The sequence below is a fragment of the Streptomyces sp. NPDC001848 genome, from assembly GCF_042891915.1.
Taxonomy (GTDB): domain Bacteria; phylum Actinomycetota; class Actinomycetes; order Streptomycetales; family Streptomycetaceae; genus Streptomyces.
Genome location: NZ_JBIATP010000028.1, coordinates 1 through 26272 on the forward strand (window position 1 = coordinate 1; position 26272 = coordinate 26272).

Here is a 26272-nt window from a genome sequence, read left to right on the forward strand (position 1 = left end):
GAAGACTCCTGCGGAAGCCCTAGACGATCAGCTAAAGTCGCCGGTCAGAGCCGGTGTTGCAACGACTGGTTGAATCCGGGCTGGCTGCCCGCATCTGAATGGTGCACCAGTCCCGGTCCAGCGGGAGTTCCTGCGCGGTCGCGGCGCCACAAGGCCATGTCGAGGGCATCGAGGACGAGCTTGGCCCGCTTGTTGGTGGCGGCGGACCAGCCGACGATCGCCCGGGAGTACACGTCCACGACGAATGCGACGTAGACGATCCCGGACCAGGTGGCGACATAGGTGAAGTCGGCGACCCACCGCTCATTCGGGCGAGACGCGGTGAAGTCGCGCCTGAGCAGGTCAGCGGCCCGCTCGTGGCCGTCGTCGCGGAGAGTTGTGCGGATCTTCCTCCCTCGTCGGGCGCCCTGGAGACCGAGGTCGCGCATCAGCCGGGCGACGGTGCAGCGGGCCGCCGGTATGCCTTCGCGGTGCAGCTGCCGCCAGACCTTCCGCACTCCGTAGACGCTGAAGTTGTCCGTGTGGACGCGGCTGATCTGCGTCTTCAGCTCGGCGTCGCGGACCGATCGGGCGCTGGGTGTGCGGTTCTTGGCGGCGTAGTAGGTGCTCGTCGCGATCTTCAGTCCGTGGCTGGTCAGGACTCGGCAGATCGGCTCGACTCCGAACACCTCACGGTGTGCGTCGATGAACACTACGAGCGCTTCGACGGCCGGTCGAGCTCGGCCGCGAAGAAAGCCGAAGCCGCTTTGAGGATCTCGTTCGCCCGTCGAAGCTCGGCGTTCTCGGCCCGCAGGCGTTTGATCTCCGCGGCCTCCTCGGACGTCGTGCCGGGCCGCTGGCCGGCGTCCACCTCGGCTTTGCGGACCCAGGTCCGCACCGTCTCTGCCGCACCGATGCCCAGCTTCGCCGCGACCGCCTTCATCGCCGCCCACTCAGTCGGGTAGTTCGGTCGGATCTCAGCAACCATGCGCACCGCTCGTTCGCGAAGCTCAGCGGGGTAAGGGGACGGACGTGCCATGACTCGATCCTCTCAGGGAATCGAGCCTCCATCAGACCCGGAGCGGTTCAATCTTCATCCACGGGGAGGTCCAGTAGCGGGCGTGGTACGCGGTAAGCGGCAGGGCAGGGAGCAGCCATCAGGCGTTCGCCACCGCCGGCGTCAGACGTGCCGCGCTCCGCAGCGAACGGGAAGCGGTCAAGGCGAAAAAGATCTGTGACTCTTCGCGGCAACCTTTTCGGCCTCTGGGACCACTCAGCGTTGTCCGGCCAAGTGGTCCGGTCAGATGCAACGGCTGAAAGAGAGCACAGACATGTCCCTTGAACGACAGCACAGACATGTCCCCGGCCCACCCACGTCATCGGTGGCGTCCCGCGTCGGCGGCCGCCGTGCCGACGGCCACGCCCGCGGTGGTCGCCCGAAGCATCGTGGCCGTCGGTTGCTCGCGCGTCGGGGTTTCTGGGCGGGCCTCGTCATGGTGGTCGTGGCCGGCTCGGCTGTCGTGGTCAGCCAGGCTTCGGCCCAGCAAACCCTGGATCTGAAGAAGTGGTACGTGCTGGTCAACCGCAACAGCGGCAAGGTGCTGGACGACCGCGCTTTCGCCACGAACGACGGCGCGGCGGTGGTGCAGTGGGCGCGCCACGGCGGGGCCAACCAGCAGTGGCGGTTCATCGACGCGGGTGACGGGTACTACCGGCTGCAGAACCGGAACTCCGGCAAGGTGCTGGACGACCTCGGCTGGTCGAAGACCGCCGGCTCCGCCATCGTGCAGTGGAAAGACCTGAACGGCACCAACCAGCAGTTCAAACTGGCCAAGTCGCCGCACGGCTACGTGCGTTTGGTCAATCGCTTCAGTGGCATGGCTGTCGATGTCCGCAACGCCGCCAAGGCCGACGGGGGCGACGTCGTCCAGAACCGCGACCGGGGCGGCGCCGATCAGCAGTGGCAACTCGTCCCGGCCGGGAGTACGGGCAGCACCGGTACGCCCACCGCGCCGGGCGGCAGCGTTCCCACCAGCCAGGCTCCGAGCGGCTCGCACCCGTCGTCGCCGTCGTCTCCCGAGGCTGGTGGCGGCAGCTCGACGACACGTTTCATGGGCAGCAGCACGGTGCTCATCGGCGGCTCGATGACTGACGCCTCGGCGACCGCCGCGCCGTTCGACGTGCGCTACGCCTATGTGCACAGCCAGCCCGCGCCCTCGTCGGCCTACTACTCGGCGTCGCTCTGCCAGGCCGCGTGGTCGAGCTGGTGGGGCTGCTGGAACGGCAGCACCACGGCGCCCGGCACTTACGTGACCTGGCGGGACACCGTGGCGGCCCACGCGACGTACAAGGGCCGCCCGCGCCCGCAGAAGATGCTCTGGACCTGGTACTCGTTGCGCGACCTCGGGGATGCGGCAGGCCAGGGCGACGGTCCGGGCGAGGTCGTGGCCATCAACAGGGCGGACCTGCTCACCCGGTACATGAACGACTACCGTTTCTTCCTCCAGAAGATCGGCAACTCGAACGACATGATCGACCTGGAACCCGACTTCTGGGGCTACGTCCGGTCGCTCGGCGATCCGCACAAGGTTGCCGCGCAGGTCTCGGCCGCGAATCCGACCGATTGCGGATCGCAGGAGAACAGCGCCGCCGGACTCTCCCGCTGCCTGATCGCGATGGCGCACAAGTACGCGCCGAACACCGCCGTGGGCCTCCACCTCACCTGCTGGGACTGGCAGAACAACACCCAGGGATGTGTCAAGGACTACGCGAGCCTCGGGGCACAGAACGCCGACTTCCTGGTCTCCGACGTGTCGGACCGCGACGCAGGCTGGTACGCGCAGCCGGCCCACGGCGGCCGTGACACCTTCTGGACCGACCAGAAGGCCACTGCCGCCATGGGGTTCTACAAGACGATGGCGGAGTCCGTGGGCAAGCCGGTGGTCCTGTGGCAGATCCCCGTGGGCAACATGGCGCAGAACAACACCCTCAACCATTACAAGGACGACAAGGTGGACTGGTTCTTCGCGCACATGGACCAGGTGGCGAACGCGCATGTCGCCGGGCTGCTGTTCGGTCCAGGGCAGCAGGAACAGACAACGGCCGAGACCGACGGCGGAAACCTGATCAGCAAGACCATCGCCTACCACAACTCAGGTGGCACAGCGCTCAAGTAGGCGAAGGCACGAATGCGCCCCCATCTCCCCGATGGGGGCGCGTTTGTCATCTGCGTCGGGCTGAGGACTTCTCCGGTCGGCGCCGGCCATGCCGCCGTCAGTGTCTGCTGTCGTTGTCGCCAAGTAGCCTGCGCCCAACGTGCTTTCCAGCGTTGGAGGTTCCATGGACGCGACCGCCCTCACCAGTCCTGCACGGCTGTGGTCGGCGCGAGAGGTCTTGGTTCGGCAATGCCCTGTACCAGCAGCGGCCGGAGTCTACGGGCGGCGTTTCAAGGAGGCAGGCACCCCACCCCGACTTGGCGCCCGGACGACTGCTCTACGTCGGCACAGCTCCGCGCCACATGCCCACCCGGACCAGCACGCAGAACCTGAGGAAGCGCGTCCGGTACCACTACCGGGGCAACGCGGCTGGATCGACTCTGCGGCTCACCCTTTGCTGCCTGCTCGGGCTCGAGCTACGCCGCGTAGGTAGCGGGAACCGCCTGACGTTCGGTAAGAGCGGGGAAGCCAGCTTGTCTCCTGGGCGCTGCTGGAGGCCGATCCGGAGGACTACGCCGACGTCGTCGGTAGCGAACGTGCGGATGAGATCGACTTTTGCGAGGAGCATGACGTCCAGGAGGAGGGGCATGTACTCACCTCGGTAGAGGTGCTGTCACAGACCTGCCGGAAGACGCGGTTGCTCGCGGTCGATGAGGAAGCCGGCGGAACAGACTTCCGGCCCGTTCGCTGGACAGCAGCGCAGCACCGCAACCCCAGCAACCGGCCCCGTCCACCAATGTTCTTCCATGGCCTCAGCGCGGCCGGTATGGCCGTCGCTGACCGATCCGGCTAGAGCTACGGATCAGAAGGTGATGTTCCTCGGCGCGGTACCGTGCCGAGGAACATCACGTTGGGAGGAGCCTTGACCGTTCGGCCTTGGCAGCTCAAACGCGGTGAGGTTGTCCTTGCGACTCCCACGCTCGACTACATCGACCCCCCCTGGTTCCACTGCCACTTCGCGGCCGGTCCTGAGTGGGAGGCCATCCGGCCCACCTTCGAAGAATGGACCCAGGCGACGGTGGAGAGAGACGCACCCGATGTTCTCCGCATCCCCCGTGCATGGAAGGGAGTCAAGGACCTTGGCATGACCCTCATGCCTCCGGACGGCACCGCGCCGACCGACGCCTTCCTCCTTCACGTCGACGGCGCAACGGCTCGTTTCCGCTACTGACCACGTGAAATGCCCGGGCCAACAGCGGAAGCCGCGGAGTGATCAACTGGACGTCTCCGGCCCCCAGCACTCAGGCCCCACTCCGCGCCAGTCGACCCACGGCGCCCCTGCCACCTCTGCCGGATCGATCTCCAGCCCAGCGCGGCGGAGGAACTCGGCGACGTCGGCCACGTTGTGAGCCAGCCCGAGGATCTCGCCATCCACGCGCACGCGCCGGCCACCCCTGGGCGACGGCGGATGCACGATCACGCGAATCGGACCGGACATGCCTTCAGGATCATCAGGGACATGCGGCCCCGCATTCCAGCGCGTCATTGCTGACGCCGCTCACTCACGACCCGGCCTGACCGACCCAGGTCACGCAGCTCCTGCCACGCGGTGGGGCTTGGACGCCGTTGCTGCCAGTAGGGATGGAAGAACAGCCGAGCCGACAGCCGGTACAGGCGCCGACGCAGCTCGGTACGGCCGGGCCGCTCGGCGAGCTGCCGGTAGGTGACGCTCCACTCCTGCTGCGCCCGGGAGAGGTCGGCGGGAAACGATCGCATGACCAAATTCAATCATGTGTTCGATTTTTTAGGCCACCATTGGCACCATGTACGAGGGCATGGTTGTCGTCGGGCAGCCGGATCACACTGGCGGACAGACCTGGACGCACCTCAGGCGGCACGCCTCGTGCCCAACCCGCGCAAAAGCAGAGAATGACCGCAGTCGGCCACTCCTCGGAGTCCACTGCCTCATAGGGCACCCGTGGGGTCGAGCATGCAGTAGCTCCGCGGGACCGTGGAGGGCCCATCGCTTGGGGTCGTTGGCCTGGCCAAGTAGTACGCTCCGTCTCCTGACTGTCCGCGCTCGAGGCCGTACGAGCTGTGGACCCGATGTGTCGGCCTGTGGGGACAGGCCGGGTTGGGGGGCGCGCATGCTGTATTACGGGTTCACAGGTCTTCAAGCAGGACAGCGTTCCAACGCCCGTGCAATACGGGACGGTTGACGTCCACGTGGCCCTCGCCTCGCCTGCCGGAGCCGGTCCCGGTGCGCCCAGTGGCCGTACGGCCGCCTTGCGGAGCCTCCGAACCAGCGTGCCCGAGCCGCCCACCTGGTGTCGCTGTCACGGGATGGCCCAAGCTGGCCCGCATGGACTGGTTGCCACTGCTCTCCACCCTGGCCGGGGCCACGATCGGCATCGTCGCTACTCTCATCGCCGATCGCAACCGGTGGAAGCACGAGGATGTCAAAGAAGGTCTTCGGCTGCGGCTCGACGTCTACACGCAGTACACGACCACCGTGAAGGTCCTCGGTGAGACCCTGCGGGCCTTGGCCGAGCGGGAGCACCCCTCCGACGACGAGCGGGCGCGTGCGCTGCGCGACGCCTTTCGGGAGTCAGACATAGCCATCGCGTCGGAACGGATGTGGCTCATCGCGCCCCAACCCGTCGTCAAGGCCTCCAACAGCGTGTTCCACTGCCTGCGAAGCATCTGCGACGGCTACGTCGACGGCACTGCCGTCAGCAGTCCAGAGGGTCGCGCCCGCTGGGAGGCACGCGGCAAAGCAGCCGCCAGGATGCGCAAGCTCATGCGTGAAGATCTCGGCGTCGGCCCACTCACCGAACGCCACACCCCCTTTCTCGACGACTACGACGACCCCACGGCGCAGTGATCGTGACCGTGGCAGCAACGTCATGAGATGGCGAAGTCAGCCGCGTCCGGGAGCCCGACCAACCGGTGATCACACGCGATCATCCACACGCAGCGGAAAGACAGGAGCCCCGGACCAGTGGCGGCCCGCGCCGGCGGCCGCATGGCCGCCACAGCCGCTGAGGTCACCACTGACCCGGTGCCTCTGCGGGAACCGCGGCGCTCATCGGTGTCTCATGCCCCATCCACATGATCCGCCGGACAGGCCCCAGACTGCGCTGACATCCACAAGGGACATCAACGACTGTGCACACCGACGCACTTGCGCAGTCAGGCTCGGCCGGAACGCCCGTGCGGCTCCACTCCCGAGCCTTCCCCTGACCGAACTCCTAAAGCGGGTGGCACAGAGGCCTGGGCGCCCGGGGTGTGGCGCACAGCTCCCCGGACCCAAAGATGCCAGGTTGCAAGGTGGGCCGCCCCTTGACCGTGGTCGCCTCACAAGAAGATGATCCTCCCGTCGATCAAGGGAGCTGTCATGCTGCGGTTCATGGACCTCTCCGTACTCGCGATGGGGTGCGCGCTCCTGCTCTTGGGGCTCGGCAGCAGGTGGATGGAACGGACCAAGGGTCGGAAAGGAGCGAATCCCGACCAGGGCACGCGCTTCTTCCGGGCATGGCTCCCCCTCCTGATAGGGCTGGGGATGATCAGCGCTGAAATGCCGAGACTGTTGGTCGCGTCCCACCCCGTCGTCGTGATCGTGGACACCCTCAACTTGGTACTGGCCGTCACGGTGCTGGTTTTGGTTGTTCGGGCAATTGGACGGCGGCAGGGGCCGACGAACCTGAACTAACCGCGGACGGGGCGCGTGCCAGGGGCGTGCCAGATCGTGCGGGGAACCACGGGGAATGGCGGGGAATCAGCCTGGGCCCACCAGGAGCCCATACCACTTCACCGCAGGTCAGTAGTGCGCCCGCCCCTAGAGCACCTGAGCTTCCCAAGCCGAGAGCTCGGGTGCCGTCGTCGCGAGCCGGCCCCACGGCTTCCGTGGGGGTTGAAACCCATATACAGTCCCCCTGCACTTGTCCGACTCAAAAAGGGGGGGTCCCTTTGCGTGCTCGTCTTGCCGCCTCAGCCATAGCTGTCGCCGTGGCCGGCGTCTTCTTCAGCGCACCGGCGGCATCCGCGGCGACGTTGCCGTCCACCAACACCGCCCACCACTGCGTCCAGCACACCACGGGCGTGTGTGGCTGGACACACCACCAAAAGCCCAAGGACAAGTACGAGACCGCCAAGTGCGTGGATGCCACGCTGTCCTACTCGCGGCACTCGCAGGGCACCTGCTCCCACCACCACGGCGTCCGCTACTGGTTCAAGTAGGCCGCGGAGCAGGCGCAGCAAGGGGCGGGGCATGAAGTGCGGGTGAGTGTGCAACGGCGTGACAACGCCGACAGACAACGGCGGACGAGCGCGGACGTCTGCGGATGATTGCAGCAGGTGAGAGGTACACCAGCCCAGGTCGGGCACCCGCCCGAGTTGCTTCGGGACGAAGGGGTCGCGCAGCCACGTCCCAAACGCGTCCCCTGCTGCCTGCTCAGGCCGGAGGTGGCCCCGTAAGCCCGCAGGGCATGTCTGGCTCCGGTCAGTGCGATGGTTGGAGCGGGTGGTCGTGGACCATGAAGGCGGACTCATCTCCTCGCTCAAGGCAGCCGCGTATCGTCCGTATCATGAGTACTGACCTTTTGGTTGCTGTGGTCTCGGGCGCTGTGACCTTAGCGAGCGTCGCCATAAGCGGGCCAGTCGGCGGCAGACACTTTTCGCTGCAGAATTGGAACGTCAGACTGCGGCCCTTTCTCGGAATGCAGCCCGCCAGGACGTCATGAGTCGCGTCCGCGATCCGCTCTTGTGGGCTGCCTTCGAACTCCAATCTCGAATCTACAACATCGCCCGCAGCCAGTTTGGGTTTCTCACTCTTTATTACAAGGAGGGAACCCCAAGGGAGCGTGGGGGTACATCCGTGCCCCCTAACCCAGTCGCTGAAGTCGCAGGTCACCGACGAGATTCCCCTGCCCCTTCCCCTAAAGCGCGTGTCGCAGGGTCGAATCCTGCCGGCGGCAGAGATGGAAGGGCCGGCTCAGGCGGTTTCTTCTGAACTGGCCCTTACCCGTTTCAGGCGCCGTGCCAGGGCCGGCGGGGTCGCGGTCAGAACAGCCACACCCCGAAGGCCGCGACCGCCAGGCCGACGGCAAGGAAGACGCCGGCCGTGAGGGTGAGCGGAAGCAGTTGCTTGCGCCGACGCGGCGGGTCGAGGCCGCGCCATGTGCTGTGCACCGCGTACACCCCGACGAGCGCGATCGCACAGCCGAACACCACGGCCAGCAGCCCGAAGAACTTGGCCCAGGTGTAGGGGTGGTCCGGGTTCGGGGTCCACACCGCGGCGAGGTCGGTGGCGATCGGTACTCTCACTCGCTCTTTTCATCCTTCATCAGGTCCTGGAGGTCGGACTCGATACCGGAGCCGGCGGCGTAGACACCCGTGTTGAGGGTGGTTCCCACGGTGTTCTTGAAGGCGCCGTCCGCGAGCTTGCCGCGGTCGCTGAGGTTCTCTCCGCCGAGGCTGCCGTGCTGCTCCAGGGCATGGTTGACGCCGTGGTTCTGGGCGTTTCCTATGGCACCCGTGGCGGCGTTGGTGAGCGCGTCCTGGCCGATCGTCGACGGGTCCTGGCCGGCGATGACGTCGGCCGTGAGACCGCCCGTGACATTGCCGGCCGCGCCGTTGACGGTCGTACCGAGGAGGCCGTCGCCGCGCAGGATGTCCCCCACCGTCCCGGTCAGGCGCGCTCCCGCGGTTCCGGCGACCGCGGTGAACGCCGCCGTACCGGCCGCGGCGCGGCTGCCGGCGGTGAGGTCCGCGCCGACGGTCACGGGCTGCCCCTGGACAGCCTGGTTCAGCATGAGGCTGCCCGAGTCGGCCGCAAAGTTGGTCACAAAGCTCTCCAGCCCGGTCTTGGTGAAGCCCGCGCTGATCCTGGCGACGGTCGTGAGGACCCGCTCAAGGGTGGCGACGGTCTCTGCACTGAGCCCGGTGAACCGCTCCAGGAGAGCGGTCACTTTCTCCGCCGCCGAAGTGAACAGCTTGACCAGGTCCACGATCCTGGCGACCCGCTCGGCCACGGCCGTGTTGGCGACGAGGTCGGAGAGGAAGCCGGTGAAGAAGGACAGCGCGGCGCCGGCGACCTCCATCTCGGCAATCTCGACGCAGATGTCGATGATTTCCTCGTTGATCCCGTCGACCTCCGTGGCGTACGCCCGCAGACCATCGGCCACGTGATGGAAGTTGCCCGCGGTCTCAAGGACGACCCGCCGCTGCTCCCGCCAGTGCCTCTCGAAGGCGTCACGCGCCTCGCCGTGCCAGCCCTCCTTGTCGACGCCCGCGATCGCGGCGTCAAGGGCTCGTACGACATCGCCCAGCTCGGTACCCATGGTGTCCCAGTGTCGGGCGACGGAGCGCAGCGTGGGGCCGTCGCCGCCCGGGAGTTCCACACCGAACGCTTCGAGGACTTCCAGAACCTTGCCGTCGATCCAGCTGTTGACGCTCATGCCGGGCTTCCCGGGCGCCGGACGGCGGCGCTGAGATAGCCGACGGCTGTCTGGTCGGCGTCCGCGTAGTTGGCCGCGTTGACCCGCAGCCGGTCTCCGTCACTGTTGAGTACGTCAGGAAGGTAGCCCAGCGCCTTGACCGTGTGGCTGAGCAGCTGTCCGTACTTCTCCGCCGCGCCGTCGCAGACACCGAGCAGGCCGAACGCCTGACCGATCTCGGACGCGCCCGCCGCGAAGCCCTCGATCGGTCCGCCGAGTCCCGTCGCCTCCCTGTCGAACTTACCCGCCAGCTCCGTCAGTGTGGCGGGATCCACCCCGAACTGCCCGCTCATCACGCTCCTCGTCGATTGTCCGGACAGCCGTCAGCATGGCCCGGGGAGCGTTCCTCCGGAAAGGATCCTTTACGTATTCGGAGCCAGGAACTGACAAACAGTTTGAGCGCCTCTGGCCAAGCCAATACCTGGAGTTGAGCATGGAGAACTCGCCGCGTTTCTCCGGGACAACGCGGATCACCCGTGGAAGCCACCGGTCGGCGGGATCGCCGCGGCGTTGGGGCGTGACGTGATCCACGGGTTGGACATCACTGTTCCGTTGCGGTTGAAGCGCGTGGTGCCCGAAGAGCGGCTGCGTGTTCTGCTCGGCACCGTCACTCCGCGCACGGTTCGGTTCTTCAAGGCCGATCTCGACCAGGGCGGGTGCAAGTTCCCGGGATCGGCCAACCTGTCCGGGGCTGGGGCGGGTTGGGGTGGATGACGGAGCGGACACGGGTCCGTGATCATTCAGGTGTCGAAGCCGAGTGATCAAAGAGGTTCCCGTGTCCGCTGTCTCACCTTCCCCGATCCCCGCTGTGCTGGCCGAGCTGGGTCCTTTTGACCCAATCGATGTGCCTGACCTGCGCGTCTTCCTGGAAGCGGTTCCCAATCCGCGCTCCCGGCGGGGCCGCTGGTACTCGCCGGCCTCGATCCTGCTGGTCTGCGCAGCAGCCGCGGCAAGGCCTGGTGAAGAGCACGTGTCCGAAGGCGCCGCATTCCTTCGGATGTGCCGGCGCGGGGCCTCCTGGAAGAGGTTCTGCTTGGTGCCGGGATACTCGACGAGCGAGGCCTTGTTCATGTCGGCGGTCTGAGCGATGCCCCGCACGGTGGCCCGGTCGAAGCCGAGTCGCCCGAACTCCTTGCCGGCCGCTTCCAGGATGGGCCTGCCGGTGGGCGCGCCTTTGCGTTCCCTGGCGCGTCGTTCGTGTCGAGCACCGTGGTCCTGCCTTCGCCGGGATCAGACCGTACTTGTGGCCGAGGGCTCGTCCTTCGCCTTCTGCGGGCCGGTGTTGATGGCCAGCGCGGCGATGAGCATGGCCGTCAGGAAGACCACGGAGCCGACGGCGAACGCCCTGGTGTAACCGTGCGTCATGGCCTCGACGGCTCGGGCCACGAGGTCCCGGCGGTGGGTGTGAACGGCGACCAGCCAGGTTTGCGCGGCATGAGGGAGGCGGTCGTCGGCGGCGCTGGTGGCGAGCGTGGTCAGGGACGCCAGCCCAAGCGCACCGCCGAGCTGCTGGGAGGTGTTCAGCAGTGCGGAGGCGATGCCGGAGTCACGCTTGTCGATGCCGCTGACGGCACTGAGGGTCATCGGCACGAAGCAGCAGCCGAGGCCCACGGCGGTCACGAACATGGCGGGGGCGAGGTGGGTCGCGTACGAGGAGTCCGGGGTCAGGGTGGAGAACCAGAGCATTCCGGCCGCGGCGATGCACAGTCCCGGAGCGGTCACCAGCCTGGGCGGAACCTTCGCCACCAGCTTGGAGACGATGCCGGCCGTGACCCCCATCCCGACGCTGAAGGGCAGATAGGCCAGCCCGGCGTGGACGGCGTTGTAGCCGTGCACCTGCTGCATGTACAGCGTCAGGAAGTAGAAAGTGGCGAACATTCCGGTGCCGACGAGCAGCATCACGCCGTATGAACCCGCGCGGTTGCGGTTCGCCAGCACGCGCAGCGGCAGCACGGGATGCCGACCGCGGGCCTGCAGGACGAGGAACGCCGCGAGGAGTACGGCGGCGACGCCGAAGCAGGTGACGGTCAGACCGTCGCCCCAGCCCTCGCGGCCGCCCCGGGTGATCGCGTAGACCAGGGACAGCATGCCACCTGTGCCGGTGACCGCTCCGGGGGCGTCGAGCCTGCCGCGCTCGCGTCCGCCGTCGGCCAGTACCACCGTGCCGGCCAGTACGGCGGCACCGATGGGAACGTTGACCAACAGAACCCAGCGCCAGTCCAGGTACTCGGTGAGGACGCCGCCGAGCAGCAGCCCGATGGTGGAGCCGAGGCCGGCCATGGCGCCGTAGACGCCCAGGGCCCGGTTGCGTTCCCTGCCCTCGGCGAAGGTCGTGGCGATCAGTGACAGCGCGGTGGGAGCGGCGATCGCGGCTCCCACGCCCTGGGCGATGCGGGCGCTGATCAGCAGGCCGGCGTTGGGCGCGAGGCCGCCGAGCAGCGAGGCGAGGGTGAACAGCGCGATGCCGGTACGGAAGGTCCTGCGTCGGCCGAACAGGTCGCCGGCCCGGCCACCGGCCAGCATGAGGCCGCCGAAGGCGATCGCGTAGGCGTTGACGACCCAGGCGAGTTGGTCGGCCGACATGTTGAGTGCGGTCTGCACGCTGGGCAGGGCGATGTTCACGATGGTGCCGTCGAGGACGACCATCAGCTGCGTCGTCGCCAGGATGAGCAGGGCGATGCCGGGGTGCCGACTGCGCGCCCTCGGCGCTCCGGATGCCGTGACGTGCTCTGCCTGATCGTCCCGCGCATCGAGGGACATGGGGCCTCCGTAAGGTGTCAGGTGGCCCGGGAGGGCCGGATGTGACTTGTGGGGTCCTGCCTTCAGTGGCTCACCAGGAGTGGCCGTCCAGCTCTCTGGGGCGGCCCTGGCTGCTGGCTGAGTAATCGGATCTCCTGGGGACGCTCCCCGGAATGTGGTCCACGGACGACGTACCGGAATCGAGATCGGCGAGGCGGACGTGAAGGTCTGCATCCGCGTCCCGGGACCGGGCAGGCGGCGCCGCAAGAAGGTCCGCACGTTCGCCGGCATCGCGCGGGCCGTGGCACATGCTCAGCCACGGCGCCCACGACCACGATCTCGGAGGCGACTACCTCACGTATGTTTTTCGCGCATCTCGATCGCCGTACGGCGCCCTACGGCACCAAGAGGTGCTCCCGGGTGACGAGCGAGAAGCTGCCATCGGCGTCGGCGTACTCCGCCTGCGCCGCCCTGAGCCGCTCCCGCAGCCGGGCGAGTCGACGCAGCCCCTCCGGACCGTCGACCCGGGTCTGGACGATGACGTCGTGGTCGGCTCCCCGCAGCCCCTCGACCACCAGGTCGTGCACTCGGTGGGTGACCACGGACCGGTACTCGGTGTCACGGCCGAGCCGGTCCCCGTCGGCCCGCAGGGCCGCGAAGAACGCATCGGCCGGTACGTCGGCACGCCGCCTGACGAAGTCGAAGATCCTGATCCCTCCCGGCTCGGGGGCCCCGAACACCGTCTCCGACCGTACGTCGTACAACGAGGGCCGCCCGGTGAGCAGTTCGCGGTCCAGGTACTCCTCCTCGGGTCGCACCCGGGCCAGGTAATCGGGGTCCTCGCGGGCCCGCAGATAAGCGCGGCGAGAGGGACCCACGTGCTCGACGACGGCGAGGGCCGCCGCGTCAGGTGTGTACAGCGTGGGCGATGCGGGATCCGGGACCCCGTTCGTCCCGTCCAGGACACGGTTCATCGCGTACCGGCTGAACAGGCTCTGGAAGGCCGGCACGCTCAGCACCAGCCGGCCGTGCCGGGTGACGATCCGGTCCTGGGCGTCCGCCCGGTCCCGGCCGGGTGCCAGGCGCGGCACCAGCACCGTCTTGAACGGATCGTCCCGGTCCGGCTCCGTGTGCGCGGTCGCGGTCATCCGAGGCAGATTCCGGGCACCGCGACCCGCTCGGTCAGCAGCGGACGCGAGACCAGAGCGTCGGGCTGGCTGTGGTGGATGTCCTGGAACTCCTTGCTCTGCACGGCGTTGCGGAGCGTCTCGGCGGACTCCCACACGGCCACGTTGACCAGAACGTTGTCGCTGCCGACGGTCCGGTGCAGCTGGGTGGAGATGAATCCCGGCTGACGCTTCATGAACGCGGAGATCGCCGTCCACCCGCGCATGAAGTGCTCGATCTCGTCCTGCGGCACGACGAACGTGTTGAACAGCACCACAGGCCCTGTGTCCTGCTCCAGCTGCTTGCGGTAGGGGTTGCCGGGGTCGATGTCCTGCATGCTCACCATGCCGGTGTCACTCCTCAGTGATAGATGGGTGGATCGGGCGGGTGGGGTCAATTCGTCCGTACGGCGGTCAGCTGTTCCGCGTACGCCGCCGCATGGGTCTCCTCGCTCAGGGCCCGGTGGCTCACCGCACAGGTGACGTCCCGCCATACGCGTTGGAACGGTTCGTCCTCCTGGTGTGCGGCCGTGCCCGCCACCCGGAACAGCCGGTCGGCCGCGGATGCCAGGAACCGCGCGGCCATGGCGCAGTCCCGCCCTCCCTGGGCGACGTTGCCGGGCTCGATCGGCGCGCTGTCGGCCTGTCTCGCCGCCCGCTCCAGCAGCAGTTGCGCCGAGTCCAGCTCACCCCGCGCGCGCAGCAGCGCCAGCTGGCCGGGGCTGCCCGCAGGCCCCATGGCCAGGCGGCGCAACAAGGGGCGGTCCCGGGTCAGCAGGCCGCGCACGGCGCCCAGTGCCGGTGCCGCGAAGGACAGACCGCTGACCATGGAGAAGGGCACCTGGTGGCAGCGGGCCACGAGACCGCTGTCGCCGCGCAGCAGGTCGTCCTGGCGGAACGTGCGCTCGGGCGGTACGAACTCCTCGTCGATGACGAGCGCGTGGCTTCCGGTGCCGCGCATGCCCACGGACCGCCAGGTGTCCTCGAAGCGGAAGCCGGACCGCGGGACGGCGAAGTAGCGCACCGGTTTCTCGCCGCCGCTCTCCTGGGCCCGCACCAGCGCCCAGTGGGCGTACTCCACTCCGCTCGTGTACGGCCAGCGGCCGCGCACCAGCCAGCCGCCGTCCGCGGCCTCGGCCACTCCGTTGGCCGCCTGGGCGCCGACGATCAGCACGTCGGGCCCGTCCGCCCACACCGCGGCCTGGCCCTTCTCCGGTAGGTAGGCGGCCATCCGCGGGATCGCGGCGCCGAGCGCGGCGATCCACGCGGCCGAGGCGCATTCCTCGCCCACCGTGGCGACAGCGGCGAGCAGTTCGGAGAAACTGCCCTCACGGCCACCCCACACGGCGGGTACGAAGTGGCGGGCGAACCCCGCCGCCATCAGTTCGGCGACGACGGCCGGATCGAGTCGCCGTCCGACGTCGGCCGCCCCGGCGTGACGTGCGGCGGCCTCCGCGGCCCGACGGGCGGCGCGGGCGAGACCGGTGCCCTCGGCCCGCCGCGCCCACGGCGTCGATTCCGACACGGCTCACGCCCCCTTCCGGGGTGTGCGACACGAGGCTTCCCGCAACCGTCGCACGGGGCGATCAGCACTCACTTCGCTCCCCTTCCTGCGGCAACTCCCGCACCTCGGCGGAGTCGGGGCGAAGTACCCCTGCCGCTCCGCTTGTCATCACGCTCAGATGATCACGCTGCGGCAGGCAGGGACATGAGTACCGGGTACTCAAACGGGGCGGGCTCCTCAGCGTTCCGCCGCGCCACCGACGTACGGTTACGAGGGCGGCCGACCGGTCCCGCCGAAGACGCGCCACATCCACACCTGCCCGAGCGCCACGGCGACCAGGGCGGGCAGGACCGTCACCGTCAGCAGGGTGAGCGAGGCGGAGTTCGCGACCGCATCGGCCAACGCGACGGCGCCGACGCCGGAGCGCGTCGCCAGCACGGTCGTACCGTGTACGAGGCCCACCGTGACGGGCAGCGCGAGCAAGGGCACCGTGCCCCACACCAGGGCCCGGCCGAACATGCCCGCGGCTGCGGCACGTTCGGAGACGTACACGCAGGCCGCCGCCAGCGCGCCGAGCACCGCCGTGGCCGGCAGATCGCCCCCGTCCAGACCGCCGAGCACGGCCGCCAGGAGCACCAGCGGGGCGAGGGCCACGGCCAGCCGCCGGGCCAATCGCGTCAGCCGGTGCCGGACCGCGCCGTCCGGCTGCGCACGACACGCGTGGAGCGCGCCTTGGCGCAGGCTCGCCACCACGGTCAGGGCCGCGCAGAGCAGGGCGAGCGGATGCAGCGCGTCACCGAGCGTGCCGACGGCCTGTCCCCGGCCGTCCGTGGACAGCCCGCGGATCAGGGTGGCCAGGACGAGTCCCCAGCCCGCGGCGAGCACCAGGCTGGCGGCCGGCAGCACGGCGTCCCAGCCGCGCCGCCAACGGTCTCCGGGATGCGCGGTGCGGAACCACAGCGCGGCGTCGCGCAGAAACCATGCGGTCAGCAGCACCAGCAGGTACGACCGCAGCCCGTGCAGCAACCCGGACTCCAGACCGGGCAGCGCGCCGAGCAGTAGGCCGGTGAAGGCCACGAGCCACACCTCGTTGGCGAGGAAGAGGGGTACCACCCCGCGACGAAGGCGCTCGCGGTCCCGCTCCTCCCGTACGGTGAGGAACAGCAGTCCTGTTCCGAAATCGAGGCTCTCCAGGGCGAGGTATCCCGCGAGGAGCAGCCCGACCAGCGCATACCAGAAGACGTCCACAGCACATTCCCGTCGGCTTCGCGCTCGTTGGCTGGATCGAATGGGTCAGTAGGAGGGGTGGGCTTCGGCACGGCCCGGGCGGGGACCGGCCTCCGGGGCCGGATCGAATTGGTCCAGGAACCCGTGGCCCGGCCCCAGTCGCGCGAAGCGGGAGATCAGCACCCAGTCGATGAGGGCGAGCGTGAGCAGGACGACCGTGAAGGCCACGAACGACGCCAGCATGCCTGCGACGGAGACGTCGCCGACTGCCTGGCGCACCGTGAGCTCACCGGTCACCATCCATGGCTGGCGTCCCACCTCACGGCTGAGCCAGCCGCAGACCAGGGCGAGGAAGCCGAGGGGCAGCAACGCCATGGCCAGCCGGAGCCGGAACCGCTTGTGGGACAACGGCGCATCGGCGCCGCCCCGCAGGGCGGTTGCCGGGATCCACACGAGCAGCACCAGCAGCACCCCGATGACGAGCATCGTCATGGAGGCGGCGCCCACCCAGGCCGGCGGCAGCCAGTCCCCCGGGCCGTATTGGGCCGCCGCAGCGGCCCGCACCTTCTCGAGCTCGCTGCCCGACTCCCCCATGAGGACGGCGTACTTGGCGGGCTGGTAGTCCTGCAGCGCGTCGAGGTGCACGAAGCCCGCGGCCACCGTGACCACCGCGCCGACGCCGGCGGTCATCGCGCCCCATGCCAACGTCGGCCGGAAGAAGGCGACGTCGTTGTTCCGGCGCAGGTGGTACGCGCTGACCGCGGCGAGGAACATCCCGGCGAGGAGGGCCACCGCGCCCACGATGTGCGCCAGTGCGTACCAGGTTGCCTTGTTGGTGAGGATCGCACCCCAGTCGGTGACGCGGGCGATGCCACCACTCGTGCGGTACCCCACCGGGTGCTGCATGAATCCGTTCGCCACCATGATCCAGAACGTGGACGCGTAGGCGGTGAGGGTGACCAGCCAGATCAGTGCCAGGTGGGCACGGGCCGGAATACGGCCGAATCCGAAAGCCCACATTCCCAGGAATGTGGATTCGAGGAAGAACGCGACAATGGTTTCGGCGGCCATGGGCGCACCGATGATGTTGCCCATGACATGGGAGAGCCCGGACCAGTTGAGTCCGAACTGGAACTCCTGGGTGAGGCCGCTGACGATCCCGAGCGCGTAGTTGATGACGTACAGCCCGCCCCAGAAGGTGACGCGGCGCATCCTGGCGCTGCGTGTTTCGGGATCGCGTGTCCGGGTCGCCAAGGTCTGCATCAGGGCGACCGCCGTCACCAGTCCGAGCGTGAGAGCGACGAAGAGGAAGTGCAATGTCGCCGTGGTGGCGAACTGAAGGCGCGCGAGGTCGACTACGTTCACTGTCTTCTTCCGGAGTCAGGAGTTACGCGAGCGCGGCGCGCGCGTGCGTCAGCAGGGCACGGGCCGCCGGTCCAAGGCGCCCGGCGGCCCGCCAGACGAGTGCCAGGCGGCCCCGCAGTTGCGGACTGAGGATCTCCACGCGGTGCAGTTCCGGCGCATGGGTGTACACGAACCGCTCGGGCAGGACCGCCATGCCGAGTCCGCGTGCGGCAAGCTGCGCCAGTACCTTGGGGTCGCTGGCCTCGAACGCGATGCGCGGCCGTATGCCCGCCTCGGCCCACGCCGCGTCGACCGCGGCGCGCAGGCCGCTGCCCTGGGGCAGGCACATCAGTGGGTAGCACTCCACGTCCTCGACGGAGATGCTCGTCCAGTCGGCCAGCGGGTGATCGGCGCTCACCGCACCGACGAGGGACTCGTCTGCGATGACCTGGGACTCCAGCCCCGTGGGTGGCTCGCTGCCGACACCGATGATCGCCACGTCGGCCCGGCCGCCGCGCACCGCCTCCGCCAGCTGGTCCGCGGTGCCCTCGATCAGCGAGATCTCGACCTCGGGATGCTGCTCGCCGAAGTCCGCGATGACGTCGGGGAGTTTCATGGCGAGGGACGAGGCCACCGAGCCGATGGTGACCTGTCCGCGCACCACTTCGGCGAAGTCGTCCACCGCGCCGCGCACCCCGTCCAGGGCCGCCAGCACGGCCTTGGCGTGGGGCAGGGCAGCGGCGCCGACCGCTGTCAGTTGCACCGTCCGGCCACCGCGGTCGAGCAGGTCGTGTCCCAGCTCCCGTTCGAGTCGCCTGATCTGGGCGCTGACACAGGGCTGGGTCACAAATACGCGCGCTGCGGCTTTCGTGAAGCTTGCCTCCTCCGCCACGGCCACGAGGTATTCCAGCTGACGCAACTCCATAGGACGATCGTATCGGCGGCCTGCTCCCAACAGCAGCCGATTCCCGGGTCATTACCGGTCAATAACTACACGCAGCGACAAATCCCGGTGCAGTGAACGTCATATCTGTGTCAGGCGGGCGCCCAGCCGTGCCAGTCGTCCGGTCTCGTACTGCTCGCGGCAGCTGCGGCGGCGCACCTTGCCGCTGGTCGTCTTCGGCAGCGTGCCGCGGCGGATCAGCACCACCTCGTCGACGTCGACGCGATGGTCGCGCCGTATCGCGGTGCGCACCGCCTGCGCCACCTCCTCCACGCCTGCGTACTTCAGCACGCGGTTGTCGCCCTCCACGACGACGACCAGCGCCTCCCGTTCACCGGTGTCGACCGCGAACGCGGCGGCGGACCCCGGGCGCAGCAGCGGGTGACCGGTCTCGGCCGTGTGCTCCAGGTCCTGCGGGTAGTGGTTGCGGCCCTTGACCACGATCAGGTCCTTCAGGCGACCGGTGACATAGACCTGGCCGTGCCGGACGAACCCCATGTCCCCGGTGCGCAGGAAGGTGCCGGCTGCCTCCTCACCGCGGATGACCGCGCGGAAGACGCCTTCGCTCTCTGCGTCGCGGCCGAGGTACCCGGCCGTCACGCACGGTCCGGACACCCAGATCTCACCCACCGCGTCGGGGCCCGCGGCCCGCAGGGTGTGCGGGTTCACGATGCGGACCCGGCTGCTGCCGACGGTACGCCCGCAGCTCACCACCATGGCGCGGCCGGCGGTGTCCTCCGGCTCGGCGGGCAGTACCCGCACCCGGCCGCGCCCCAGTTCGCCGGCGTCGAGGACGAGCGTCACCGGCTCGCTGTCCTGCGGGCTGCCGCTGACCTTGAGGGTGTTCTCGGCCAGCCCGTAGGCCGGGCACAAGGCCCGGGGGTCCAGGCCGTACGGGGCGAACTTCCCGGCGAAGTTCCGCAGGGTGTGGGTGCGCACGGGCTCGGCGCCGTTGATGGCCACCCGCCAACGGGAGAGATCCAGCGACCCTCGAACGGCGTTCTCGCGCACGCACAGGTCGTAGGCGAAGTTGGGCGCCGAGGAGTGGGTTCCGCCGTAGCGGGAGAGGGCCTCCAGCCAGCGGGCGGGGCGGCGGATGAACGCCTCCGGTGCCATCAGGTACGCCGGACGCCCCGACCACAGGGGCAGGACGACGCCGAGCAGCAGGCCCATGTCGTGGAAGAACGGCAGCCAGGAGACGATGACGCCGTCGTCTCCGAGCGGCCAGAGGGCGTCGGTCTCCCAGGCGTTGGCCCAGAAGTTGGCATGGGTGACCATGACGCCCTTGGGTGAGCCGGTGGAGCCGGAGGTGTACTGCAGCAGCGCCACGTCCGACAGCCGTACCTCCGGCAGCGGAGTTCGGGGGGCGTCCGGCGGGGTGTGCCCCACCATTTCGTCGGTGGCGACGAACTCCAGACCGGCCAGTTCGGGCAGGTCGCCGAAGTCCGCAAGGATGCGGTCACGGCTCTCCCGGGTGGTGAGCACCAGTGTGGTGCCCGCGTCGTCCGCGATGGTGCGCAGCCGCCGTACGCCGTGCAGGCGTGTGGGCAGTTGGACGGGAGCCCCGCCGATCGCCGCGGCTGTGCAGGCCAGCCAGCCCTGGACGAACTCGAGGCAGCTCGGGTACATCAGCACTGCGTTGCGCCTTCCCCGGGCTACCCGTGCGAGCACGGCGGCCCGGGCCAGGACGGCCGTGTGCAGTGCGGCGTACGTGATCTGCTCGCCCACCTCCTCGCCGTTGCGGAGGTGGACGTAGGCGAGCTGTCCGGGTGTCGTCCGTGCGCGCAGAGAGAGCAGGCCTGGCAGGGTCAACGGCTGTCGTCCGGCTTCGGATTCAGTACTCATGACCGTCCGTTCGTCGAAGGGGCACCGTGGGACCTGAGGAGGAGGGGGAAAGGGGAGCGGGTGCAGGAAAGAGAACCGGGCCCGGCGGCATCCGTGCGGCCGGGCCTGAGGCTGTGACCTGAGTGGTCAGGCGAGAGTGGTGAGGCCCGTTCGGGGGGCGTTGACCAGGGCGGCCATGTTGCCGGGCTGCTGCTGGTTGTCGTGCAGCAGCTGGTGGGCCTCGCCGATGCCGTCGAAGTCGAACACCCGGGACACGCACGGGTCGAGGAGACCGGAGGCCACGAGGTTGATGACCGCGCGGCACTGGGCCGGGTTGAAGCCGTGGGAGCCCTGCAGCCGCTTCTGGCGCATCCACAGGAACCGCAGGTCGACATCGGCCGCGTAGCCGGAGGTGCCGCCGCAGATGGTGACCATGCCGCCGATGTCGCAGAGGTACATGGATGTCGGGATGGTGTCCTGGCCGCTGTGCTCGAAAACGATCCTCGGCGCCCGGCGTTCTCCGAGGGCCTCCCAGAAGCTGCGGCCGAAGGCGCGGACTTCGCTCATCCAGGCCGCGTAGGCAGCCGTGTCGCTGAGGTCGGGCATACGGCCCCAGTGGCTGAACCGCGTACGGTCGATCACGCCCGCGGCGCCGAGGGAACGACAGTACTCCGCCCGTTCCTCGCTGGAGACGACGGCGATCGGGATGCCGCCCGCGTTGCGCACGAGCTGGATCGCCATGGAGCCGAGGCCGCCCGCGCCGCCCCAGATCAGCACCGGGTCACCGGGCTTGACGGTGTTGGGTGCCCAGCCGAACAGCTGACGGTAGGCGGTGGCGCCGGTGAGGATGAACGCGGCCGCGGACTCCCAGGTCAGGTTCTTCGGCTTGGGGTGACACTGGTAGTCCGACACCAGGGCGAACTGTGCGAAGGACCCGTAGTTCGCCTCGTAGCCCCACGCGCGCAGGCTCGACGACAGCGTGGGGTCCACGCCGAGGCGGATGTCCTCTCCCTGCTCGTTCCACAGCCCGCCCGAGAGCACGACCTCGTCGCCCACGGACACGCCGGAGACACCCTCGCCGACCGCGAACACCACACCGGAGCCCTCCGACCCGCCGATGTGGAAGTTTTCCGGTTCGCCCTGCTTCTGCCGGGCGGCGATGACGTCGAGGGGGTGGCCCAGACCGGCCCAGACGTTGTTGTAGTTGATGCCGGCGGCCATCACCCAGACGAGGACCTGACCGCGGCCGGGCCTGGGGGTGTCGATGACCTCCGTCTCGAAGGCCTTCCTCGGCTCGCCGAAACGTTCCGGCCGAATGAGGTTGGCGTACATCTTCTCCGGAACGTCGCCGAGGGGCGGCATCTCACCCAGCTCGTACAGCTTCTTCGTCATCACTGCTCTCCTGGTCTGTCATGGATCCGGCCTCGTGGCAGGCCGGGGGCGCCGTGCCCACGCACGGCGTCGCGGTCGAGCGCATCGGTCGTGATCAGCCCGTGGGCAGGGGGAACCGGTCGCGTCGCAGGGGGTGTCCGGGCAGGCCGGTCCGGCGGGGCCGGGCGCCGGTGTGCAGCGCGCTCCAGTCGATGTCGGTGCCGGCGGCCCACAGCGCGCCGAGCGCGTCCAGCACTGTCCGGGTGTCGGCTGTCGGATCGGTCGGATGCGGCAGCGTGTGCAGGACGAGGTGGCCCGCTCGCAAGCCGGCGTGGCGGCGCGCCAGAGACGTCAGGGTCGTGCCGGGTCCGACTTCGAGCAGGACACACCCTTCGTAGGCGTCGAGGGTCTGCAGGACGTCGTGGTAGCGCACCGTGCCGCGCATGTGGTCGCACCAGTAGCCGGCGGTGGCGATCCGCTCGGGATCGGCCCAGGTTCCGGTGCTGTCCGAGACCACCCGGATCTGCGGCGACCGGAACTCCACGGACTTCAGGCGCTCGGCGTACTCCCCGAGCACCGGCTCCACGAGGGAGGAGTGGCCCGCGCCGGGGATGTTCAGCAGACGCGTCTCGATGCCCTTGCCCTTGCCATCCTCGACGAACTGCTCCACCAGTGTGCGCGGACCGGTGATCGTGACCTGGTCCGGGCCGCTGATCACACCGATGTCCACCCCCTCGGGCAGCAGCGGCAGCAGCTCGTGCTCGGGCATCCGTACCGCCGCCATCGCGCCGGGCGCGATGGTCAGCAGCAGCCGGGTACGGTCGACCACCATCCGGAAGGCATCCGGGAACGAGACCACACCGGCGATGCAGGCGGCGGCGTATCCGCCGAGGCTGTGCCCGGCGACCGCGGCCGGGCGCACACCCCACCGCATGAGGGCGCGGGCCAGCGCGTACTCCACGACGAACACCGCGATCTGGGCGATGCCGCCGTCCGCCAGTGCGCGTCGCGCAGCCTCCTCCGCCTCCACGCCGACCGGGTTCAGTACCGCGCGCAGGTCCAGGTCCAGCTCGGCCCGCGCCAGTTGGGCACCGGCATCGACGTCCGTGCGGAAGTGCGGGTCCGTGCGGTAGAGCTGCCGGGCCATGCCCAGGTGCTGGCCGCCGTGTCCGGGGAAGGTGAAGACCACCGGCGGTGCCCCGGCCGACGCGGGCCCCGTGGCGGCCCCGGGGAGTTTCACACCGCCGAGTTCCTGGGCGGCCTCGGCGGCGTCGCGGGCCACGACCCAGCCCCGGCGGGCATGGGCGGTGCGTCCCGTCTGCAGGGTCCAGGCCACGTCGCGCAGGGCGACGTCCGCCGACCGCTGCAGATGGTCGCGCAGCCGGGCTGCCGTATCCGCCAGAGCGGTGGAGGTCCTGGCCGAGAACGGCAGCAGTTGCCAGTCCCAGGAATCCGGTGAGGACGCCTCATCCGGCCGCTCCTCGGGGGCGGGAGGCTCCTCGACGATGGCGCAGGCATGGCAGCCGAAGGGAGCGGACACGCTCACCCCCGCCCGCCGCGGACGGGCCGCCGTGGCCGCGGACGGCTCGGGGTCGTACACCGCGAGGACGGCGCGAACGAATGCGGCCATGCCGGGTGCGACGTCCGTGACGTGCAGGGCAGGAGCCGCGTCGACCGCCGTCACCGTCTCCGGGTCCACTCCGCCCACCAGGTGCGCGTCGCGGGCGATGCGCTCCCGTCCTTGCTGTTCGGACTCGCCGGGGCCGGAGCGGCCCACGGCCGTGCCGCGGACGACCGCGTAGATCCTGTCGCCGTCCGCCACGGCCGCCTCCAGGGGCTTGAGCGCGACCATCGCGCAGCCGCCGGCGCCGTCTGCGCCGTCCTCCTCCGTGCGGACCGTGACCGCTCCGGCCAGTGCCAGGTCACACTCGCCGCCGAGCAGGGCCTGCACCGCGGTGTGCACCGCCACGAGCGCCGTGGCACCGGCGGCCTGAACCGACACGGCCGGACCGGTCAGCCCCAGCCGGTAGGCGGCCCGCGCGGCGAGGAAGTCGGCGCCGGTGGAGGCTCGCACCTGACGGTCGTCCAGGTACGGCAACCGGTCGGTGCGGTCACGCAACCGCGCCGCGTGCGCGGTGCTGCTGCCGCCCGCGTAGATGCCGACGACGCGCTTGTCGCCCGAAGGGTCGTGTGCGGCGTCCTCCAGCGCGCGGTGAGCGCACTCCAACAGGATCCGCTGTTGCGGGTCCAGCAGCGCGGACTCCCGCGGAGAGATGCCGAAGAACCGGTTGTCGAACGCATAGGCGTCGACCAGCGGCACGGCGGGGTCCGCGCCGCCGGAGCCGCGCAGCAGTTCCCGGTAGGTGTCGAGGTCGTCGGCCGCTCCGAAGCGCACCGCCATCCCGATGACGGCGACATGGGCCTCGCCGTCGGCCGGTTCCCATGCGGTCATGTCGCCGCGGCCCTCCCTGTCCATGTTCGCGTCCTCGATGCTCATGCCGAAGTCACGCCACCGGAACGCCGGGAGCGCTGAAGCGGGCGGACTGACGTCCCAGGACCGCGTCCCTGCTTCCCTCGATCAGTTCGTACGGCTGTCCTGGGCGGATGGCGCCGGCCTTGTCGAGCCGGGCCAACTGGGCGTCGTCGAGCGTGAGTCGAAGGGCGCCCAGGTAGTCCTCCAGTTGGTCGGTGGTGCGCGGCCCGATGACCGGCACCATGGCCGTGGCGGCCCGAGCCGCACGGGCGCGCAGCCAGGCGATCGCGACCTGGGCGGCCGGTACGCCCGTCTCCTCGGCGATCTCCAGCAGGGTGTCGATGACGGCGGTGCGCTCCTCGCTGTCCTCCAACCGGATGGCGAGGCCGTCCCAGTCGCTGAGTCGGCCGTCACGGCTCTTGCGGTACTTCCCGGTGAGCAGTCCGCCGCCCAGCGGCGCCCACAGGGCGGTGCCCAGTCCCAGGGCCTCGGCCATGGGCAGCAGCTCCCGCTCGGCGCCCCGCTCGGCGAGGCTGTACTCGCACTGGATGCCGACCAGTCGGTTCAGACCGCGCAGATCCGCCATGGTCACCGCCCGGGAGACCCGCCAGGCGGGGAAGTTGGACAGTCCGGCGTAGAGGATCTTGCCGGCGTGGATCAGGTCGTCCAGCGCCTGGAGGATCTCCTCGACGGGGGTCACGCCGTCGGGCAGGTGCGCCCAGTAGACGTCGATGTAGTCGGTGCCCAGGCGCTTGAGGCTGGCCTCGACCGAACTGCGCATGCTCTTACGGCTGTTGCCGGTGGTGGAGACCCGCGGCCGGCCCGCGCCCAGGGAGAACTTGCTCGCCACCACGAAGTGGTCGCGGTCGGAGCCCAGGAATTCGCCGAGCAGCCGCTCCGACTCGCCCATCTGGTAGTTGTCGGCCGTGTCGAGGAAGGTTCCACCCGCCTCGGCGAAGCGCTCGAAGATGCTTCGGGCCTCCTCCCGTCTGGCCCCGCCACCCCAGAGGGTCCCGAAGTTCGCCGTGCCGAGGGCGTACTCGGACACCCGCAGGCCCGTGCCCCGGCCAAAGGTCGTGTAGCGCATCACGGTTCCCTACTCCTCCGCCGTCGCTGTCCGCTCGGTCCGTCCGGTCTCGCCGGCGTCCGGCTGCAGGTCCACATCCAGTGCGCGGCGGATGAGGCGCACCAGGGCCTGTTGCTGTTCCGGGTCGCGGAAGTAGAAGTGCCCTCCGCGCAGGACATGGCCGTCGCAGGCCTCTCTGGTGTGGACGTGCCAGTCGAGTAAGGTGACGTCCTCCTCGTCGCCGACGAACGCCGTGATGGGGACGTCCAGCGGCTCCTCGTCGACGTACTGGTACGTCTCGGCCAGTTCCGCGTCGGCACGGAAGTAGCCGATGACGAGTTCCTTGAGCTCGGGTTCCTCGTGAATCACCTGGGGCAGTCCGCCCCAGCGGCTTTCCGCCTCGGCCAGCAGTTCGTCACCCGGCAGGGTGTGGGTGATCGGCCCGAGCGGGATGGGCGGCGGCTGCGCGGAGGACAGCAGCAGCCGGCGCGGTTGCCGGCGGCCGGCTCTGCGCAGGGCGCGGGCGACCTCGAAGGCCACGATGCTGCCGAGGCTGTGACCGAAGAACGCGAAGTCCCGTCGGCCGAAGTCGACCTGCTCGACCAGGTCGTCCACCAGGGCGGTCATCCTGGTGTACGGCGGCTCGTCCTGGCGGGGTGCCCGGCCGGGCATCTTCACCGCCCAGACCCGTACCCCTGGCAGGTCCGCCGACCAGCGCAGGAACTCGCCCGCGGAGCCGCCCGCGTGCGCGAAGCAGTACAGGTCGAGGGTGGTGTCGGTGCGCGGCTGCCGGCCGGCGAGCCAGCGATTGCCCGCCGCGGTCACCGCGGTGGTCGCCGCTCGGGTGCTGCCCTTCATGACAACTCCTCGTTCCGCTTCAGTGCCTGGCCGGACCCGGCCAGCTCCTTCTCGATCAGGGCCGCCAGGTCCGCGGCCGTCGCCGCCGAGAACAGCTCCCGCATCGAGATCTCCACCGGATAGACC

Annotated in this window: 26 protein-coding genes, 1 pseudogene and 1 other annotated feature; of the genes and pseudogenes, 8 read left to right on the forward strand and 19 right to left on the reverse strand. The window is 69.4% G+C overall.

Features of this window, described 5'->3' with window-relative positions:
* Positions 1-44: 44 nt before the first annotated feature.
* Together ACFYZJ_RS36975 and ACFYZJ_RS36980 are read right to left on the reverse strand one after the other, a co-directional pair.
* Positions 45-692 (reverse strand): IS3 family transposase, encoded by a 648-nt coding sequence (locus tag ACFYZJ_RS36975; protein WP_388576104.1) that lies wholly within the window; start codon positions 690-692, stop codon positions 45-47.
* Positions 609-737, reverse strand: a sequence feature (AL1L pseudoknot). (Overlaps the previous gene by 84 nt.)
* A complete protein-coding gene (locus ACFYZJ_RS36980) occupies positions 692-1018 on the reverse strand; it encodes a transposase (RefSeq protein ID WP_388576107.1) in 327 nt (108 codons plus the stop codon). Its footprint overlaps the feature before it by 46 nt. The genes ACFYZJ_RS36975 and ACFYZJ_RS36980 overlap by 1 nt, the downstream gene beginning before the upstream one ends.
* Before the next feature lie 418 nt (positions 1019-1436).
* Between ACFYZJ_RS36980 and ACFYZJ_RS36985 the strand changes: the two genes are divergently transcribed.
* From ACFYZJ_RS36985 to ACFYZJ_RS36995, 3 genes are all read left to right on the forward strand, one after another.
* Positions 1437-3155, forward strand: coding sequence for an RICIN domain-containing protein (locus ACFYZJ_RS36985; RefSeq protein WP_388576110.1), 1719 nt, complete (start codon positions 1437-1439; stop codon positions 3153-3155).
* Positions 3156-3496: 341 nt separating this feature from the next.
* Entirely contained in the window at positions 3497-3799 is a 303-nt protein-coding gene (locus tag ACFYZJ_RS36990; protein ID WP_388576113.1) for a GIY-YIG nuclease family protein, read from the forward strand.
* Positions 3800-4056: 257 nt separating this feature from the next.
* Positions 4057-4365: a hypothetical protein gene (locus tag ACFYZJ_RS36995; RefSeq protein WP_388576116.1), complete on the forward strand. Its 309-nt coding sequence runs from the start codon at positions 4057-4059 to the stop codon at positions 4363-4365.
* Positions 4366-4407: 42 nt separating this feature from the next.
* Here ACFYZJ_RS36995 and ACFYZJ_RS37000 read toward each other — a convergent pair whose 3' ends face one another.
* Both ACFYZJ_RS37000 and ACFYZJ_RS37005 read right to left on the reverse strand, forming a co-directional pair.
* Positions 4408-4632: a hypothetical protein gene (locus ACFYZJ_RS37000; RefSeq protein ID WP_388576119.1), complete on the reverse strand. Its 225-nt coding sequence runs from the start codon at positions 4630-4632 to the stop codon at positions 4408-4410.
* 44 nt (positions 4633-4676) lie between these two features.
* Entirely contained in the window at positions 4677-4910 is a 234-nt protein-coding gene (locus ACFYZJ_RS37005) for a hypothetical protein (RefSeq protein WP_388576122.1), read from the reverse strand.
* Between the two features lie 586 nt (positions 4911-5496).
* Here ACFYZJ_RS37005 and ACFYZJ_RS37010 point away from each other — a divergent pair.
* The 3 genes from ACFYZJ_RS37010 (at position 5497) to ACFYZJ_RS37020 (ending at position 7373) form a co-directional block, all read left to right on the forward strand.
* Positions 5497-6018: a hypothetical protein gene (locus ACFYZJ_RS37010; protein ID WP_388576125.1), complete on the forward strand. Its 522-nt coding sequence runs from the start codon at positions 5497-5499 to the stop codon at positions 6016-6018.
* Positions 6019-6531: 513 nt separating this feature from the next.
* A complete protein-coding gene (locus tag ACFYZJ_RS37015) occupies positions 6532-6846 on the forward strand; it encodes a hypothetical protein (protein ID WP_388576128.1) in 315 nt (104 codons plus the stop codon).
* 296 nt (positions 6847-7142) lie between these two features.
* A complete protein-coding gene (locus ACFYZJ_RS37020) occupies positions 7143-7373 on the forward strand; it encodes a DUF3761 domain-containing protein (RefSeq protein WP_388576130.1) in 231 nt (76 codons plus the stop codon).
* Positions 7374-8195: 822 nt separating this feature from the next.
* Here ACFYZJ_RS37020 and ACFYZJ_RS37025 read toward each other — a convergent pair.
* Genes ACFYZJ_RS37025 through ACFYZJ_RS37035 form a run of 3 tightly spaced genes read right to left on the reverse strand, consistent with a single transcriptional unit; the run spans position 8196 to position 9924 of the window.
* Entirely contained in the window at positions 8196-8459 is a 264-nt protein-coding gene (locus ACFYZJ_RS37025; RefSeq protein WP_388576133.1) for a hypothetical protein, read from the reverse strand.
* Positions 8456-9592, reverse strand: a complete 1137-nt coding sequence (locus tag ACFYZJ_RS37030) for a WXG100 family type VII secretion target (RefSeq protein ID WP_388576135.1) — start codon at positions 9590-9592, stop codon at positions 8456-8458. Before ACFYZJ_RS37030 ends, ACFYZJ_RS37025 begins: the two co-directional genes overlap by 4 nt.
* Positions 9589-9924: a WXG100 family type VII secretion target gene (locus tag ACFYZJ_RS37035; protein WP_388576137.1), complete on the reverse strand. Its 336-nt coding sequence runs from the start codon at positions 9922-9924 to the stop codon at positions 9589-9591. The genes ACFYZJ_RS37030 and ACFYZJ_RS37035 overlap by 4 nt, the downstream gene beginning before the upstream one ends.
* A 145-nt stretch (positions 9925-10069) precedes the next feature.
* Between ACFYZJ_RS37035 and ACFYZJ_RS37040 the strand changes: the two are divergent.
* Together ACFYZJ_RS37040 and ACFYZJ_RS37045 are read left to right on the forward strand one after the other, a co-directional pair.
* Positions 10070-10279, forward strand: a pseudogene (locus ACFYZJ_RS37040) (hypothetical protein); the annotation flags it as partial.
* Positions 10280-10439: 160 nt separating this feature from the next.
* Entirely contained in the window at positions 10440-10715 is a 276-nt protein-coding gene (locus tag ACFYZJ_RS37045; RefSeq protein WP_388576289.1) for a hypothetical protein, read from the forward strand.
* 146 nt (positions 10716-10861) lie between these two features.
* Here the strand turns inward: ACFYZJ_RS37045 and ACFYZJ_RS37050 are convergent, their stop codons facing one another.
* The 12 genes from ACFYZJ_RS37050 to ACFYZJ_RS37105 form a co-directional block, all read right to left on the reverse strand.
* A complete protein-coding gene (locus ACFYZJ_RS37050; RefSeq protein ID WP_388576140.1) occupies positions 10862-12391 on the reverse strand; it encodes an MFS transporter in 1530 nt (509 codons plus the stop codon).
* 374 nt (positions 12392-12765) lie between these two features.
* Positions 12766-13518 carry an EthD domain-containing protein gene (locus ACFYZJ_RS37055; RefSeq protein ID WP_388576143.1) on the reverse strand — a complete coding sequence of 251 codons (753 nt, stop codon included), beginning with the start codon at positions 13516-13518 and terminating at the stop codon, positions 12766-12768.
* Positions 13515-13883: an antibiotic biosynthesis monooxygenase family protein gene (locus tag ACFYZJ_RS37060; RefSeq protein ID WP_388576145.1), complete on the reverse strand. Its 369-nt coding sequence runs from the start codon at positions 13881-13883 to the stop codon at positions 13515-13517. Before ACFYZJ_RS37060 ends, ACFYZJ_RS37055 begins: the two co-directional genes overlap by 4 nt.
* Before the next feature lie 47 nt (positions 13884-13930).
* Entirely contained in the window at positions 13931-15061 is a 1131-nt protein-coding gene (locus tag ACFYZJ_RS37065; protein ID WP_388576148.1) for a hydrolase, read from the reverse strand.
* Positions 15062-15307: 246 nt separating this feature from the next.
* Entirely contained in the window at positions 15308-16288 is a 981-nt protein-coding gene (locus ACFYZJ_RS37070; RefSeq protein ID WP_388576151.1) for a cytochrome d ubiquinol oxidase subunit II, read from the reverse strand.
* 45 nt (positions 16289-16333) lie between these two features.
* Positions 16334-17632 (reverse strand): cytochrome ubiquinol oxidase subunit I, encoded by a 1299-nt coding sequence (locus ACFYZJ_RS37075; protein WP_388576154.1) that lies wholly within the window; start codon positions 17630-17632, stop codon positions 16334-16336.
* A 22-nt stretch (positions 17633-17654) separates the two neighbouring features.
* Positions 17655-18536: a LysR family transcriptional regulator gene (locus tag ACFYZJ_RS37080; protein WP_388576157.1), complete on the reverse strand. Its 882-nt coding sequence runs from the start codon at positions 18534-18536 to the stop codon at positions 17655-17657.
* A gap of 99 nt (positions 18537-18635) precedes the next feature.
* Positions 18636-20399, reverse strand: coding sequence for a fatty acyl-AMP ligase (locus tag ACFYZJ_RS37085; RefSeq protein WP_388576159.1), 1764 nt, complete (start codon positions 20397-20399; stop codon positions 18636-18638).
* A gap of 126 nt (positions 20400-20525) precedes the next feature.
* On the reverse strand, positions 20526-21770 hold the full coding sequence (gene ccrA, locus ACFYZJ_RS37090; RefSeq protein WP_388576162.1) for a crotonyl-CoA carboxylase/reductase: 1245 nt from the start codon (positions 21768-21770) through the stop codon (positions 20526-20528).
* Between the two features lie 94 nt (positions 21771-21864).
* A complete protein-coding gene (locus ACFYZJ_RS37095; protein ID WP_388576164.1) occupies positions 21865-24246 on the reverse strand; it encodes an acyltransferase domain-containing protein in 2382 nt (793 codons plus the stop codon).
* A 7-nt stretch (positions 24247-24253) separates the two neighbouring features.
* A complete protein-coding gene (locus tag ACFYZJ_RS37100; RefSeq protein WP_388576167.1) occupies positions 24254-25309 on the reverse strand; it encodes an aldo/keto reductase in 1056 nt (351 codons plus the stop codon).
* A 9-nt stretch (positions 25310-25318) separates the two neighbouring features.
* Positions 25319-26146, reverse strand: coding sequence for a thioesterase II family protein (locus ACFYZJ_RS37105; RefSeq protein ID WP_388576170.1), 828 nt, complete (start codon positions 26144-26146; stop codon positions 25319-25321).
* Positions 26147-26272 lie beyond the last annotated feature (126 nt).